The 13,071-nt window shown below is 71.3% G+C and carries 12 protein-coding genes and 1 tRNA gene; 11 read left to right on the top strand and 2 right to left on the bottom strand.

Annotated elements, in window-relative coordinates; genetic code table 11:
• Positions 1-18: 18 nt before the first annotated feature.
• Positions 19-1,143, top strand: a complete 1,125-nt coding sequence (locus tag ACSJDX_RS12870; protein ID WP_438353052.1) for a VIT1/CCC1 transporter family protein — start codon at positions 19-21, stop codon at positions 1,141-1,143.
• A 66-nt stretch (positions 1,144-1,209) separates the two neighbouring features.
• On the opposite strand, the gene ACSJDX_RS12865 is transcribed toward ACSJDX_RS12870, so the two are convergent.
• Positions 1,210-1,294 (bottom strand) — tRNA-Leu (locus ACSJDX_RS12865).
• 133 nt (positions 1,295-1,427) lie between these two features.
• On the opposite strand from ACSJDX_RS12865, the gene ACSJDX_RS12860 reads away from it, so the two are divergent.
• The gene (locus ACSJDX_RS12860; protein ID WP_438353051.1) at positions 1,428-2,753 is read left to right on the top strand and encodes a M20/M25/M40 family metallo-hydrolase; all 1,326 of its coding nucleotides are present in this window, start codon (positions 1,428-1,430) and stop codon (positions 2,751-2,753) included.
• Between the two features lie 62 nt (positions 2,754-2,815).
• Complete coding sequence (locus tag ACSJDX_RS12855; protein ID WP_438353050.1) at positions 2,816-3,640, top strand: undecaprenyl-diphosphate phosphatase; 825 nt, start codon at positions 2,816-2,818, stop codon at positions 3,638-3,640.
• A 34-nt stretch (positions 3,641-3,674) separates the two neighbouring features.
• Here the strand turns inward: ACSJDX_RS12855 and ACSJDX_RS12850 are convergent, their stop codons facing one another.
• A complete protein-coding gene (locus tag ACSJDX_RS12850; protein ID WP_438353049.1) occupies positions 3,675-4,538 on the bottom strand; it encodes a PAC2 family protein in 864 nt (287 codons plus the stop codon).
• 176 nt (positions 4,539-4,714) lie between these two features.
• Here ACSJDX_RS12850 and ACSJDX_RS12845 point away from each other — a divergent pair, with 176 nt between their 5' ends.
• The 8 genes from ACSJDX_RS12845 (at position 4,715) to ACSJDX_RS12810 (ending at position 13,027) form a co-directional block, all read left to right on the top strand.
• The gene (locus ACSJDX_RS12845; RefSeq protein ID WP_438354989.1) at positions 4,715-5,362 is read left to right on the top strand and encodes an HAD family hydrolase; all 648 of its coding nucleotides are present in this window, start codon (positions 4,715-4,717) and stop codon (positions 5,360-5,362) included.
• Positions 5,359-6,390, top strand: coding sequence for a tRNA (adenine-N1)-methyltransferase (locus ACSJDX_RS12840; protein ID WP_438353048.1), 1,032 nt, complete (start codon positions 5,359-5,361; stop codon positions 6,388-6,390). The genes ACSJDX_RS12845 and ACSJDX_RS12840 overlap by 4 nt, the downstream gene beginning before the upstream one ends.
• A 28-nt stretch (positions 6,391-6,418) precedes the next feature.
• Positions 6,419-7,360 (top strand): FKBP-type peptidyl-prolyl cis-trans isomerase, encoded by a 942-nt coding sequence (locus ACSJDX_RS12835; protein WP_438353047.1) that lies wholly within the window; start codon positions 6,419-6,421, stop codon positions 7,358-7,360.
• Between the two features lie 53 nt (positions 7,361-7,413).
• The gene (locus ACSJDX_RS12830) at positions 7,414-8,409 is read left to right on the top strand and encodes a helix-turn-helix transcriptional regulator (protein WP_438353046.1); all 996 of its coding nucleotides are present in this window, start codon (positions 7,414-7,416) and stop codon (positions 8,407-8,409) included.
• The gene (locus tag ACSJDX_RS12825; RefSeq protein ID WP_438353045.1) at positions 8,406-9,368 is read left to right on the top strand and encodes a helix-turn-helix transcriptional regulator; all 963 of its coding nucleotides are present in this window, start codon (positions 8,406-8,408) and stop codon (positions 9,366-9,368) included. Before ACSJDX_RS12830 ends, ACSJDX_RS12825 begins: the two co-directional genes overlap by 4 nt.
• An 86-nt stretch (positions 9,369-9,454) precedes the next feature.
• Positions 9,455-9,721: a Sec-independent protein translocase subunit TatA gene (gene tatA, locus ACSJDX_RS12820; protein ID WP_438353044.1), complete on the top strand. Its 267-nt coding sequence runs from the start codon at positions 9,455-9,457 to the stop codon at positions 9,719-9,721.
• A gap of 70 nt (positions 9,722-9,791) precedes the next feature.
• Complete coding sequence (gene tatC, locus ACSJDX_RS12815; RefSeq protein ID WP_438354988.1) at positions 9,792-10,544, top strand: twin-arginine translocase subunit TatC; 753 nt, start codon at positions 9,792-9,794, stop codon at positions 10,542-10,544.
• Positions 10,541-13,027 (top strand): DEAD/DEAH box helicase, encoded by a 2,487-nt coding sequence (locus ACSJDX_RS12810; RefSeq protein ID WP_438353043.1) that lies wholly within the window; start codon positions 10,541-10,543, stop codon positions 13,025-13,027. Before tatC ends, ACSJDX_RS12810 begins: the two co-directional genes overlap by 4 nt.
• Positions 13,028-13,071 lie beyond the last annotated feature (44 nt).

Raw genomic sequence — 13,071 nt, 5'->3', positions numbered from 1 at the left:
GGCGCCGCCCTAGCGTGGATGCTGCACCCCGAGCCCGAGCCTGGAGACACGTTGAGCACGTCCACCGCAGCCCCGACCGCCCGAGATCGTCGCCGTTGGGCGCAGTACCTCGTCAACGAACGCGCCGAGGCGCGCGTGTACCGCCAGCTCGCCGCACGCCGCGAGGGGGAGGAGCGCGAGATCCTCCTCGCGCTCGCCGAGGCCGAGGGCCGCCACGAATCGCACTGGCTCACGCTGCTGGGCGGCGAGCCCGCACGCCTGCCGCGCCCCGACACCGGCACGCAGCTGCTCGGCCTGATGGCGAAGCGGTTCGGCTCGATCTTCGTGCTCGCCCTCGCGCAGAACGCCGAGGGGCGTTCGCCCTACGACGACGAGCCCTTCGCCACCGCGGCGATGGCCGCCGACGAGAAGATCCACCACGAGGTCGTGCGGGGTCTCGCCGCGCGCGGGCGGCGTCGCCTGTCGGGGACCTTCCGGGCGGCCGTCTTCGGCGCGAACGACGGACTCGTCTCCAACCTCGCGCTCGTGATGGGCATCGGCGCCACGGGCGCGACGCCGCAGCTCGTGCTCTTCAGCGGCGTCGCGGGCCTGCTCGCCGGAGCGCTCTCGATGGGCGCGGGCGAGTTCGTCTCGGTGCGCTCGCAGCGCGAGTTGCTGGAGGCGACCGAGCCCAGTAACTACGCCGATGCGGCGCTGCCCCACCTCGACCTGGACGCCAACGAGCTCGCGCTCGTCTACCGCACGCGCGGGTTGACGGCGGATGAGGCGGATGCTCGGGCACGGGCTGTCGTCGAGACGGCCCACGCCGCCGACCGGTCGACCCCGTACCAGCTGCCCGTCGAGCAGGGCGGCGACCACGAGGTGGTCGGCGGGGCCTGGGGTGCCGCGCTGTCGAGCTTCCTGTTCTTCGCGTCCGGAGCGATCATCCCCGTGCTGCCCTGGATCTTCGGACTCTCGGGCATCGGCGCGGTCGCCCTCGCGCTGCTCCTGGTGGGCATCGCGCTCATGTCGACCGGTGCGATGGTCGGGCTGCTGTCGGGTGCGCCGCCGTTCCGGCGGGCACTGCGCCAGCTCCTGATCGGGTTCGGCGCCGCCGCGGTCACCTACCTGCTCGGCCTGCTCTTCGGCGTGCAGATGGGCTGAGCGCGGCATCCGGATCCGTCCGCAAGAACCAGAAAAGCCCCCGGTGAAGGGGGCTTTTCTGTTCTGTGCGCGAGGGGGGACTTGAACCCCCACGCCCTATACGGGCACTAGCACCTCAAGCTAGCGCGTCTACCTATTCCGCCACCCGCGCAGAGTGTCGAAGCTGTGACCAGCCGAAGAGAGACATTACCACGTTTCGCAGGTCGCCCCGAATCGCGGCGGCTCCGTCGGGCGGTGCGACAGGCCTCACGGCGCGGGTGCACGCGGCGGGTAGCCTGGTGGCCATGCCCGCGTCCGAGAGCTCCGTTCCTCCGTCCGCGGACGTCGAGCTGAACGAGGTCGCCCGCCTCGCCCGTGACCTCATCCGCATCGACACGACGAACTTCGGCGGAGGTCGCGCGGCGGGCGAGCGCGAGGCGGCCGAGTACGTCGGCGACTACCTCTCCGGCCTCGGCCTGCGGCCCGAGTTCTACGAGCCGATCCCTCGCCGCACGAACGTCATGGCGCGCGTGCCCGGCCGGAACCAGGCCCGGCCCGCGCTCGTCCTGCACGGTCACCTCGACGTGGTGCCCGCCATCGCCGAGGACTGGAGCGTCGACCCGTTCGCGGGGGTCGTGCGCGACGGGATGCTGTGGGGGCGCGGCGCGGTGGACATGAAGAACATGGACGCCATGATCCTCAGCGCGGTCGCCGACCTCCTGCGGTCGGGCGAGCAGCCCGAGCGCGATCTGGTTCTGGCGTTCTTCGCCGACGAGGAGAACGGCGGCGTCGAGGGGTCGGCGCTCGTCGTGCGCGACCGGCCGGAGTGGTTCACGGGCGCGACCGAGGCGATCAGCGAGGTCGGCGGCTACTCCATCCCGGTCGGGGACCGGCGCGCGTACCTCCTGCAGGTCGGGGAGAAGGCGCTCCTGTGGCTCAAGCTCGTCGCCCGCGGTCGCGCCGGGCACGGCAGCCGCTTCCACCCCGACAACGCCGTCACCCGCCTCGCCGAGGCCGTCGCCGCCCTCGGTCGCACCGTCTGGCCCGTGGCCCTCACCGACACCACCCGCGACCTCCTCGCTCACCTCGGCGACCTGTCCGGGCTCGCCGACGCCGACCCCGACGCGCTGGCCGACACGACGGGCGCGGCATCCGCCTTCATCCGCTCCACGCTGCGCACCACGGCCAATCCCACCGGGCTCGTCGCCGGCTACAAGCACAACGTCATCCCCGACCGCGCCGAGGCGCTCATCGACGTGCGCGTGCTGCCCGGTGCCGAGGACGCCGTTCTCGCCGAGATCCAGCGCATCGTCGGCGACGACATCATCATCGAGACGGTGGTGCGCGACATCGGCCTGGAGGTGCCGTTCGAGGGCGACCTCGTCGCGGCGATGGTGGCCGCGCTCGGCCGCCACGACCCCGGCGTGCCCGTGGTGCCGTACCTGCTGGGCGCAGGGACCGACAACAAGGCACTGTCGACCCTCGGGATCACCGGCTACGGATTCGCACCCCTGCGTCTGCCCGCCGACCTCGATTTCACCGGCATGTTCCACGGTGTCGACGAGCGCGTCCCCCTCGACGCGCTCGACTTCGGCAAGGATGTGCTGACGGATCTGCTCCGCAGCTGCTGAATCACGACGCAGGGCCGGTCGCCCCGGCATCTGCCCCGCACGCACACACCTGAAAGGCGCCCATGATCTTCGAGGCCATCATCCTCGGACTCGTCCAGGGTCTGACCGAGTTCCTCCCGGTCTCCTCCAGCGCGCACCTGCGCATCGTGGGCGAGTTCCTGCCCAACGCCGCCGACCCGGGCGCCGCGTTCACCGCGATCACGCAGATCGGCACCGAGGCGGCGGTCGTCGTGTTCTTCTGGCGCGACATCGTGCGGATCATCGGGAGCTGGTTCCGGTCCCTGTTCGGGCGCATCCCGCGCAACGACCCCGACGCGCGCATGGGCTGGCTGATCATCATCGGGTCGATCCCGATCGTGGTGCTCGGCCTGGTCTTCCAGACCCAGATCGAGACGGTGTTCCGGTCGCTGTGGCTCATCGCGGCGATGCTGATCCTGTTCGGCGTGCTGCTGGGCATCGCCGACATGATCGGCGCGAAGAAGCGCAAGCTGAACGAGATCAACGTCGGGCAGGGCGCGGTGTTCGGGTTCGCGCAGGCGCTCGCCCTCATCCCCGGTGTCTCGCGCTCCGGCGGCACGATCACCGCCGGACTGCTCATGGGCTTCGAACGTGCGGCCGCCGCGCGCTACGCGTTCCTGCTCGCGATCCCGGCCGTCTTCGGCAGCGGCTTCTACCAGCTGTTCAAGAGCCGCGGCGAGCAGGGGGTGTTCTCGCTCGGCGAGACCGCACTGGCCACCGGCATCGCGTTCGTGGTCGCACTGGCGGTCATCGCGTTCTTCATGAACTACATCTCCAAGCGCAGCTTCATGCCGTTCGTCGTGTACCGGGTCGCGCTCGGCGCGCTCGTCATGGTGCTGCTGGCCACGGGGGTGCTGCAGCCGCTCTGAGCCGTCGTCCGTTCCGAGCGGGCGGGTCGCGGCGTCAGCGTCGCGGCTCGTCGCGCCCCGGCTTGGTGGGGCCGTCGCCGCCGCGGCGCAGGTACCGCTCGAACTCCTGGGCGATCGCGTCGCCGGATGCCTCGGGGGAGTCCCACGTGTCGCGGGTGCGCTCGAGCTGGTGGATGTACTCCGTCATCTCCTCGTCGTCGGCCGCGGCGGCGTCGATCGACGCCTCCCACGCGATCGAGGCGGTGGCGAGGTCGGCGCGCGGGACCTGCGCGCCGGTGAGGTCCTCGAGGCGGTCGAGCAGGGCGAGGGTGGCCTTCGGCGACGGGGTGTGCCCGGCGACGTAGTGCGGCACGCTCGCCCACAGGCTGGCCGACGGGATGCCGGCGGCGTCGGCGGCGAGGCTCAGCACGCTGAGGATGCCGACCGGGCCCTCGTACGAGCTGCGCTCGACGTCGAGGGTGGTGCGCAGCTGCTCGCTGTCGCTGCCGGCGAACACCGAGATGGGGCGGGTGTGCGGCACGTCCGACATCATCGAGCCGAGGGCGATCATGCCGGTGATGTCCTCGCGCAGGGCGACGTCCACGAACTCCCCGGCGAACGCCTGCCACGCACGGGCGGGTTCGACACCGGCCAGCAGCCACAGCTGCGTGCCGCGGAGCTGCGTGGTCGGGCGGTACAGCGTCGCCTCGGGCCAGCGCAGCACGCGCTGCCCGTCGCCGTCGGTGGCGACCTGCGGGCGGGTGTACTGGTAGTCGAAGTAGAGCTCCGGATCGACGGAGAAGACCGGCTCGTACGAGCCCTGCTCGCGCAGCACCGACAGAGCGGCGGATGCCGCCTCTCCGGCGTCGTTCCATCCGTCGAACGCGACCACGAGCACGCGGCGACCGAGTCCGTCCACGCGACCTCCCTCTCCCCGGCGGGGTTCGTTCCAGGATAGGCGCACGTCGCGCGCCGGGGGTCGGGGAACGCCGCGGGAGGCTCGGGTGCGCCGCCGGACGGACCGGGGCGCGGGAGGGCGCTGGGTAGCATGGACCGGTGAATGACGCGCCTCTGCCCGCTGCCGTCCTGTGGGACATGGACGGCACCCTGGTCGACACCGAACCGTATTGGATCGCCGCGGAGACGCCGCTCGTGGAGAGCTACGGCGGCACGTGGTCGCACGAGCAGGCGCTGCGCCTGGTGGGCCTCGGGCTGGAGGACTCCGCCCGCATCTTCCAGGACGCGGGCGTGCGCATGAGCGTGCCCGAGATCATCGACCGGCTCACTGACGATGTGATGGACCGGCTGGCCGTCGACGGCGTGCCGTTCCGGCCGGGCGCACGTGAGCTGCTCGCCTCGGTGCGCGCGGCGGGCGTGAAGACGGCGCTGGTGACGATGTCGATCCGCCGTATGGCCGATGCCGTAGCCGGGCTCATCGAGTTCGACGCGTTCGACCTGGTCGTCGCCGGCGACGAGGTGACCCGCCCCAAGCCGTTCCCCGACCCCTACCTGCAGGCGTGCGCAGCGCTGGGAGTCGACGTGGACGACACCGTCGCGATCGAGGACTCGCCCAACGGACTGCGTTCGGCGGTGGCCTCGGGCGCCACGGTCGTCGGCGTTCCGCACATGGTGTCCCTGGCGGGCACCGGTGCGCACGTACTGTGGCCGACGCTCGACGGACGCGACCTGGCCGACCTCGCGCAGGTGCATGCGACCCGTCGCGCCGCGGGCGGTGCCCGATGACCGCCGCGGAGCGTCCGAGCGGACCGTTCCGCTTCGGCGACCGCGTGCAGCTGACGGGGCCGAAGGCGCGGCTGCACACCATCACCCTGCGGGAGCGGGGGGAGATGCACACCCACCACGGCGTGCTCCGCCACGAGGATCTCGTTGGCCTTCCCGACGGCTCCGTGGTGCTCAACAGCTCCGGCCACGAGTACCTCGCCCTGCGTCCGCTGCTGCGCGACTTCGTGATGTCGATGCCTCGCGGTGCCGCGATCGTCTACCCGAAGGATGCCGCGCAGATCGTCGCGCAGGCCGACGTCTTCCCCGGTGCGGTCGTGGTGGAGGCCGGCGTCGGCTCCGGTGCGCTGTCGCTGTGGCTGCTGCGGGCGGTCGGGGCCCAGGGACGCCTGGTCTCGTTCGAGCGCCGCGAGGATTTCGCGGAGGTCGCTCGCGCGAACGTCGAGACCTTCGTCGGCGCGACGCCCGAGAACTGGGAGGTGCGGGTCGGCGATCTGGTCGAGGCGCTCCCGCAGGCGGTCGCCCCGGCATCCGTCGACCGCGTCGTGCTCGACATGCTCGCTCCGTGGGAGTGCATCGACGTGGTCGCCGACGCGCTCACCCCCGGCGGGGTCGTGCTCTGCTACGTCGCCACGGCGACCCAGCTGAGCCGTGTCGCGGAGTACCTCCGCGGCACCGGGCTGTTCACCGACCCCGATGCGAGCGAGACCATGGTGCGCGGGTGGCACGTCGAGGGGCTGGCGGTGCGGCCGGACCACCGCATGGTCGCGCACACCGGATTCCTCATCACGGCGCGACGGCTCGCGCCCGGCGCGGTGCTCCCCGAGCTGAAGCGCCGGGCCTCGAAGTCGAGCTACGGCGACCATGACGTCGAGCTGTGGACGCCCGGGGCCGTCGGCGATCGCGAGATCACCGACAAGAACCTGCGCAAGCGGGTGCGCGAGGCGCAGCGGGCGGCGGAGGGTGCCCGCCAGGCGGGCGGATCGGCCGTCGCGGGTGCCGACGGCGGAGCGGATGCCTCGGACGGGTGAGCCGCCGTCGCGCGTCTAGACTGTTGCGGTGCGCAAGATCCCCGCTGCCCTCGCCGTCCTCGGATTGACCGCCCTCGGCCTGGTCGGCTGCGCCTCGACCGCCGTCCCGGCATCCTGCCCGCGCCCCGTCGATCCCGACCCGTCCGCGATGAGCGCGATCACCGTGACCGGCGACGTCGCGAAGGTGCCGGAGGTCGCGGTCTACACGCCGTTCCACACGTCGACGACGGCGTTCCAGGATCTGACCACCGGATCGGGCACGCCGATCACCGCCGACACCCAGCTCGTCGTGCTCGACGTGGCGCTGTTCAGCGGCACCACCGGCCAGCCGCTGGTCAAGACCGCCTACGACGGCTCCAACGCCGCCGTCTTCTCCCTCGCGCGCTGGAACGAGACCTTCCCGACGCTCGGCGCGGCGCTGCACTGCGCCACCCCGGGCAGTCGCATCGCCGTGGCCCTTCCGCCCGACGGCATCGCCGCCGGCGCCGGTGCGTCGCTCGGGCTGGCCGACGGCGACTCGGCGGTGCTCGTGGTCGACGTGCGCAAGACGTATCTGACCGCCGCGGACGGCGCCGACCAGTACAACGACGCGCTCGGCCTGCCGACCGTGGTGCGCGCGCCCGACGGGCGCCCGGGCATCATCGTTCCGGATGCCACGATCCCGACCGATCTCGTCGTGCAGACCATCAAGAAGGGCGACGGCGCCGTCGTGGACGGCACCGCTCCCGTGCGCCTGGCCTACACCGGCGTCAATTGGAGCACGCGGAAGGTGTTCACCACGACGTGGGACGCCGAGCCGAAGTCGGTCACGCTGGATGCGATGGGACCTGGATTCGCCCAGGCGATCACGGGCAAGACGGTGGGGTCGCAGGTGCTCGTGGTGATCCCGCCCGACCAGGTCGGGGTGCAGACGGGCGCGCCGGCGGACGCCACCCTGGTCTACGTCGTCGACATCCTCGGCATCGACTAGAACGCCGCGCGCGAGCCGGCGATCGGCGCCGGGCGCCCCCCTAGGATGAGGGAGTGCCGTCGAACGCCCCTGCGAAGAACCCGCCCGAGGAGCGGCTGGTGAACCTCGTCGTGGCCTTGATGGCCACCGAGCAGGGGCTGACGAAGGACACGATCCTCACCTCCGTCGCGGGCTACCGCGAGCAGAGCGAGAGCGGGGCGTCCAAGGACGCGCTCGAGAAGATGTTCGAGCGCGACAAGGAGAGTCTGCGCGGTCTGGGGGTGCCGATCGAGACGATCGGCGACCGGGCCGACCCCGACGATCTGCGCGAGGCGCGCTACCGCGTTCCGGTGTCGGAGTACGAGCTGCCGGCCGACATCGAGTTCTCGCCGGCCGAGGTGGCGCTGCTGACCCTGGCCGGAGGCGTGTGGAGCCAGAGCTCGATGTCGGATGACGCGCGCAGCGGCCTGCGCAAGATCCGCGCCCTGGGCATCGCCGTCGACGAGCCGATCATCGGCTTCTCGCCGCGCATCAGCGTGCACGAGCCCGCGTTCGGGCCGCTCCGGCAGGCGAGCGAGCAGTCGCGCGTCGTCCGGTTCGCTTACCTCAAACCGGGGGAGGACGCGCCGCGGGTGCGCCGCATGCGACCGCTCGCCCTCGTCGAGTACGAGTCGCGCTGGCATGTCTACGGCGTCGACCTCGACGCCGGCGCCGACCGCACCTTCCTGCTGTCGCGCATCACGGGCGAGGTCGAGATCACCCGGCAGGGCTTCCCGGCCGAGCTGCGCGAGGGCGCCGGCGACCGCGCGCTCGCGGGACTCCAGGAGCTCGCGGCGCGGCAGCGCGCGCTGCTGGAGGTCGCGCCCGGCACCGAGGCATCCCTCCGGCTCGGTCGCCGCGGCACCCCGGCGGAGCAGGGCATCCACGTGCCGTTCGTCGACGTGCACATCTTCGCCGACGAGCTCGCCTCCTACGGCCCGGAGGTGCGGGTGGTCGAACCCGAGGCGCTGCGCGAACAGGTGATCGCCCGTCTCGAGGGCGCGCTCGCACGCAACGGAGGAGCGCGATGACCGCCCGCAAGCCGCTGGTCGCGACCGATCGCGCCGCGCTCATGCTCCAGCTCGTGCCCTACCTGCTCGGCAAGGGCGAGGTGTCGGTAGCCGAGGCCGCCGACGAATTCGACGTCTCGCCTGTCGAGATGCGCTCGATGGTCGAGAAGCTCACCGTGATCGGCCTGCCCGGCGAGCGCGGCTACTGGCAGATGTCCAACGACCTGTTCGACATCGACTGGGACCTGCTCGAGCAGCGCGACCTCATCGTGATCACCAACTCCGTCGGCCTGGAGCGGGCGCCCAAGCTCACCGCCCGCGAGGCGGCGGCCCTGCTCGCCGGCCTGCAGCTGGCGCGCACGGTGCCCGGTTTCGGCGACAGCGAGCTGTTCGCCGGGCTGCTGGCCAAGCTCGCGCGCGGGGCCTCGAGCACCCCGGTCGACGTGATCGTCGCCTCCGGTCCGGTCGACGCCGTCCGTGACACGGTGGCGGAGGCGGTGCGGCGGGGCGTGGCCGTCTCGTTCACCTACAAGGCGCCGGATGCTGCGCCCACGACCCGCACCGTCGACCCGATGAAGGTGCACATCGCCACGGGCAACTGGTACCTGCAGGGCTGGTGCCATCTGCGACAGGCGGTGCGCACCTTCCACCTCGACCGGGTGAGCGACGTGGCACTCACCGAGCTGCCGATCACGCACGGCGCCGAGCCCGTTCCGGCGCTGTTCGCCCCGAGCGCCGACGACATCGTGGTGCGCATCCGCTACCCGCGATCGGTCGCGCCGCTGCTGGGCGACTACCTCGACCGTGCCGAGATCGCCGCCGACGGCGCCGACGACGTGGCCGCGCTGCGCCTGCCCGACGAGAACGGGATGCGCCGCACCGCCGCGCGCCGCGGGGGAGCGGTCGAAGTGCTCGATCCGCCCGAGGCGCGGCACGCCGCGGCGGCATGGGCCGAAGCGGGGCTCGCACAGTACCGCTGACGTCTCGCACAGCATCCGCATGGCTCCCGCCGATGTGCGGCGGTCAGGGTTAGACTTGTCGAGACCGTATATCGAGGAGATCTCCCATGCTTGGCAATCTGACAGGTTGGCACTTCCTGATCCTTCTCGCGGTGATCCTGCTCGTCTTCGGTGCCGCGAAGCTCCCCGCCCTCGCGAAGAGCATGGGCCAGTCGGCCCGCGTCTTCAAGGGCGAGATGAAGGCGATGAAGGACGACGACGCGGCGGCGGATGCTGCGGCCGCATCGAAGGTCGCGTCGGTCGAGGCGCCCGCCCCGGCGGCGACCACCGACGCGCCGTCCACCGCGACGCACAGCGCCGAACACAAGTCCTGACCCTCCGCGGAACCCGCTCGTGACCACGGCCCGTGCGCCGCGCATGACGAGTGCGCAGCGCGAGAAGCGCATGTCGCTCGGGCAGCACCTCGTCGAGCTGCGCAAGCGGCTGATGATCGCCGCCGCGGGCCTCGTCGTCGGCATGGTGATCGCCTTCTTCCTCGCGCAGCCGATCGTCGAGCTGCTCACCGTGCCGATCAACGTGATCAACGAGCGCACCGGCAAGGCGGTGCTGAACTACGACACCGTCACAGGCGGGTTCGATCTGCAGATCCGGATCGCGTTCGCCGTCGGGCTGATTCTGTCGGCGCCGGTGTGGCTGTCGCAGATCTGGCTCTTCGTCGCGCCGGGACTCACCCGCAAGGAGGTGCGCTACACCTGGGGCTTCCTGGGTGCGGCGATCCCGCTGTTCTTCGCCGGCGCCTTCGCGGGCTGGCTGGTGATGCCGCACATCATCGAGCTCATGTCGACCTTCGTGCCCGACGGTGCGGCGAACTTCTTCCAGTACAGCTACTACTACGACTTCGTGTTGAAGTTGCTTCTCGTCGTCGGCGTCGCCTTCGTGCTGCCCGTGTTCCTCGTGCTGCTGAACGTGATGGGCATCATGAGCGGGAAGGCGATCCTCCGGGGCTGGCGGGTCGCGATCATCGCCATCACCGTCTTCACGGCGCTGGCGACCCCCGCCGCCGACGTCATCTCGATGTTCCTCCTCGCGATCCCGATGCTGTTCCTCTACTTCGCCTCGGTCGGCGTCGCCCTGCTCGTCGACCGCCGCCGCGCCAAGCGCGCCGCCGCGATCCTCGCGACGGACCTGCCCGCGTGAGCGACCCCAGTCCGGCTGAGCGCTACGCCCGCGCCCGCGAGACGCAGACGCATCCGATCACCGCGGCGTTCGCGGCGTCGCAGCGCTTCGAGCTCGACCCGTTCCAGATCGCCGGATGCCTCGCGCTCGAAGACGGTCGCAGCGTGCTGGTGGCCGCCCCCACCGGGGCTGGGAAGACGGTGGTGGGGGAGTTCGCGATCCACCTCGCGATGCTCGAGGACGGTGACAAGGCGTTCTACACGACACCCATCAAGGCGCTGTCGAATCAGAAGTTCCGCGAGCTGCAGGACGTCTACGGGCCCGAGAACGTGGGCCTGCTCACCGGCGACACGAACATCAACGGCAACGCCCGGGTCGTGGTCATGACGACCGAGGTGCTGCGCAACATGCTCTACGCCGACTCGCCCGCCCTCCGAGGGCTGCGGTTCGTCGTGATGGACGAGGTGCACTATCTCGCCGACCGGTTCCGCGGTGCGGTGTGGGAGGAGATCATCATCCACCTGCCGCAGCGCGTGCGGCTGGTGTCGCTCTCGGCGACCGTCTCCAACGCCGAGGAGTTCGGCGACTGGCTCGACACCGTGCGCGACGACACCGAGGTGATCGTCTCCGAGATCCGCCCCGTGCCGCTGGAGCAGCATGTGCTGGTGCGCGGCGACCTGCTGCCGCTGTTCGACGACCGTGCGGGCATCGCGACGGCGCAGGTGAACCAGGAGCTGATGCGCATCCGCTCCTTCAAGGGATCGAACTTCGAGAACAACCGCCGCGCGCAGAGCATGAACAGTGCGCGACAGCGGGGGTACGAGGCATCGGGTCGTCGACCGCCGAAAGGCGGCCAGCGTCCTGTGCGGTCCGCCAACGTGCAGCGCATCGAGCGGATCGATCGCCCCGACGTGGTGCGCCTGCTCGATCGGGCGACGCTGCTGCCGGCGATCTTCTTCATCTTCAGCCGCGTGGGCTGCGAGGCGGCGGTGCAGCAGGTGCGTCGCGCCGGCGTCCGGCTCACCGACCAGGCCGAGCGGGCGGAGATCCGCGCGATCGTCGAGGATCGCACCCGCAACCTGCTCGACGAGGACCTCGCGGTGCTGGGCTACTACGAATGGCTCGACAACCTCGAGCGGGGGGTCGCCGCGCATCACGCCGGAATGCTCCCCGCCTTCAAGGAGGTCGTCGAGGAGCTGTTCCAGCGCAAGCTCGTCAAGGTCGTGTTCGCCACCGAGACCCTCGCGCTCGGGATCAACATGCCCGCGCGCACGGTCGTGCTCGAGAAGCTCGAGAAGTTCAACGGCGAGACGCGCGCGGCGATCACGTCGGGGGAGTACACGCAGCTCACCGGCCGTGCCGGCCGTCGCGGCATCGACGTCGAGGGCCACGCCGTCGTGCAGTGGACCGAGGGGCTCGACCCGCAGCAGGTCGCCGCGCTCGCTTCGCGGCGCACCTACCCGCTGAACTCCAGCTTCCGCCCGACCTACAACATGGCGGTCAACCTGATCGACCGGTTCGGGCGCCCGCGCGCCCGGGAGATCCTCGAGTCCTCGTTCGCGCAGTTCCAGGCCGATCGCGCGGTCGTCGGACTGGCGCGGCAGGTGCGTGAGGCGGAGGAATCCCTCGCCGGCTACCAGACGGCGATGACCTGCGATCGCGGCGACTTCGCCGAGTACTCCGGCATCCGTCGCGAGTTGAGCGACCTCGAGAAGCTGAACCGCAAGGACGCCAACGCCTCCCGGGCGACCCGTGACCGCCGGCAGACCCAGATCGGCACCCTGAGACGGCGCATGCAGCGTCACGCCTGCCACGAGTGCCCCGAGCGCGAGGCGCACGCGCGCTGGGCCGAGCGCTACTGGAAGCTCAAGCGCGAGGTCGACCGCATGCGCCGGCAGATCGAGAACCGCACCGGCACGGTCGCGCGCATCTTCGATCGCGTGGTCGACGTGCTCGGCGAGCTCGACTACGTGCGCGTCGCCGCCGACGGCGTGACCAGCCTGACCCCGGCGGGCCGCACGATGCGGCGCATCTACGGCGATCGCGACCTGCTGGTGGCCGAATCGCTCCGGCGCGGTCTGTGGAACGAGCTGGATGCTCCATCCCTCGCCGCGCTCGCCTGCTCGCTGGTGTACGAGCCGCGACGGGACGAGGCCGGACCGGGGGAGCAGGGGCTGCCGCGCGGGCCGTTCCGTCGGGCGCTCGGGGACACGCAGGAGCTGTGGCAGCGGCTCGACGACCTCGAACGCGAGCACCACCTGCCTGGCACCGAGCCGATCGCGGCCGGTCTCGCACAGGCGATGCACGGGTGGGCCCGCGGTGCCCTGCTCGACCGCGTGCTGAGCGACGCCGACATGGCCGCCGGCGACTTCGTGCGCTGGGCGAAGCAGACGATCGACCTGCTGGATCAGCTGTCGATCGTGGCCGACGCGAAGCTGGCCACGACGGCGCGGCAGGCTCTCGACGCCGTGCGTCGCGGGATCGTCGCCTACAGCTCCGTCTGAGCCCGCATCTCGGTCGCCGACCCCGTCGAAGCGTCGTCCCGACC

The organism is Microbacterium fluminis, assembly GCF_051549805.1.
Classification (GTDB): domain Bacteria; phylum Actinomycetota; class Actinomycetes; order Actinomycetales; family Microbacteriaceae; genus Microbacterium.
Note: the sequence above shows the minus strand (reverse complement) of the source record. Positions and strands in the feature narration are given on the sequence as shown.

Excerpts from the sequence above, each read along its gene's own strand:
- ACSJDX_RS12870 (WP_438353052.1), top strand. The coding sequence starts at position 19 with ATGCTGCACCCCGAGCCCGAGCCTGGAGACACGTTGAGCACGTCCACC.
- ACSJDX_RS12860 (WP_438353051.1), top strand. The coding sequence starts at position 1,428 with ATGCCCGCGTCCGAGAGCTCCGTTCCTCCGTCCGCGGACGTCGAGCTG.
- ACSJDX_RS12855 (WP_438353050.1), top strand. The coding sequence starts at position 2,816 with ATGATCTTCGAGGCCATCATCCTCGGACTCGTCCAGGGTCTGACCGAG.
- ACSJDX_RS12845 (WP_438354989.1), top strand. The coding sequence starts at position 4,715 with ATGGACGGCACCCTGGTCGACACCGAACCGTATTGGATCGCCGCGGAG.
- ACSJDX_RS12840 (WP_438353048.1), top strand. The coding sequence starts at position 5,359 with ATGACCGCCGCGGAGCGTCCGAGCGGACCGTTCCGCTTCGGCGACCGC.
- ACSJDX_RS12825 (WP_438353045.1), top strand. The coding sequence starts at position 8,406 with ATGACCGCCCGCAAGCCGCTGGTCGCGACCGATCGCGCCGCGCTCATG.
- tatA (WP_438353044.1), top strand. The coding sequence starts at position 9,455 with ATGCTTGGCAATCTGACAGGTTGGCACTTCCTGATCCTTCTCGCGGTG.
- tatC (WP_438354988.1), top strand. The coding sequence starts at position 9,792 with ATGTCGCTCGGGCAGCACCTCGTCGAGCTGCGCAAGCGGCTGATGATC.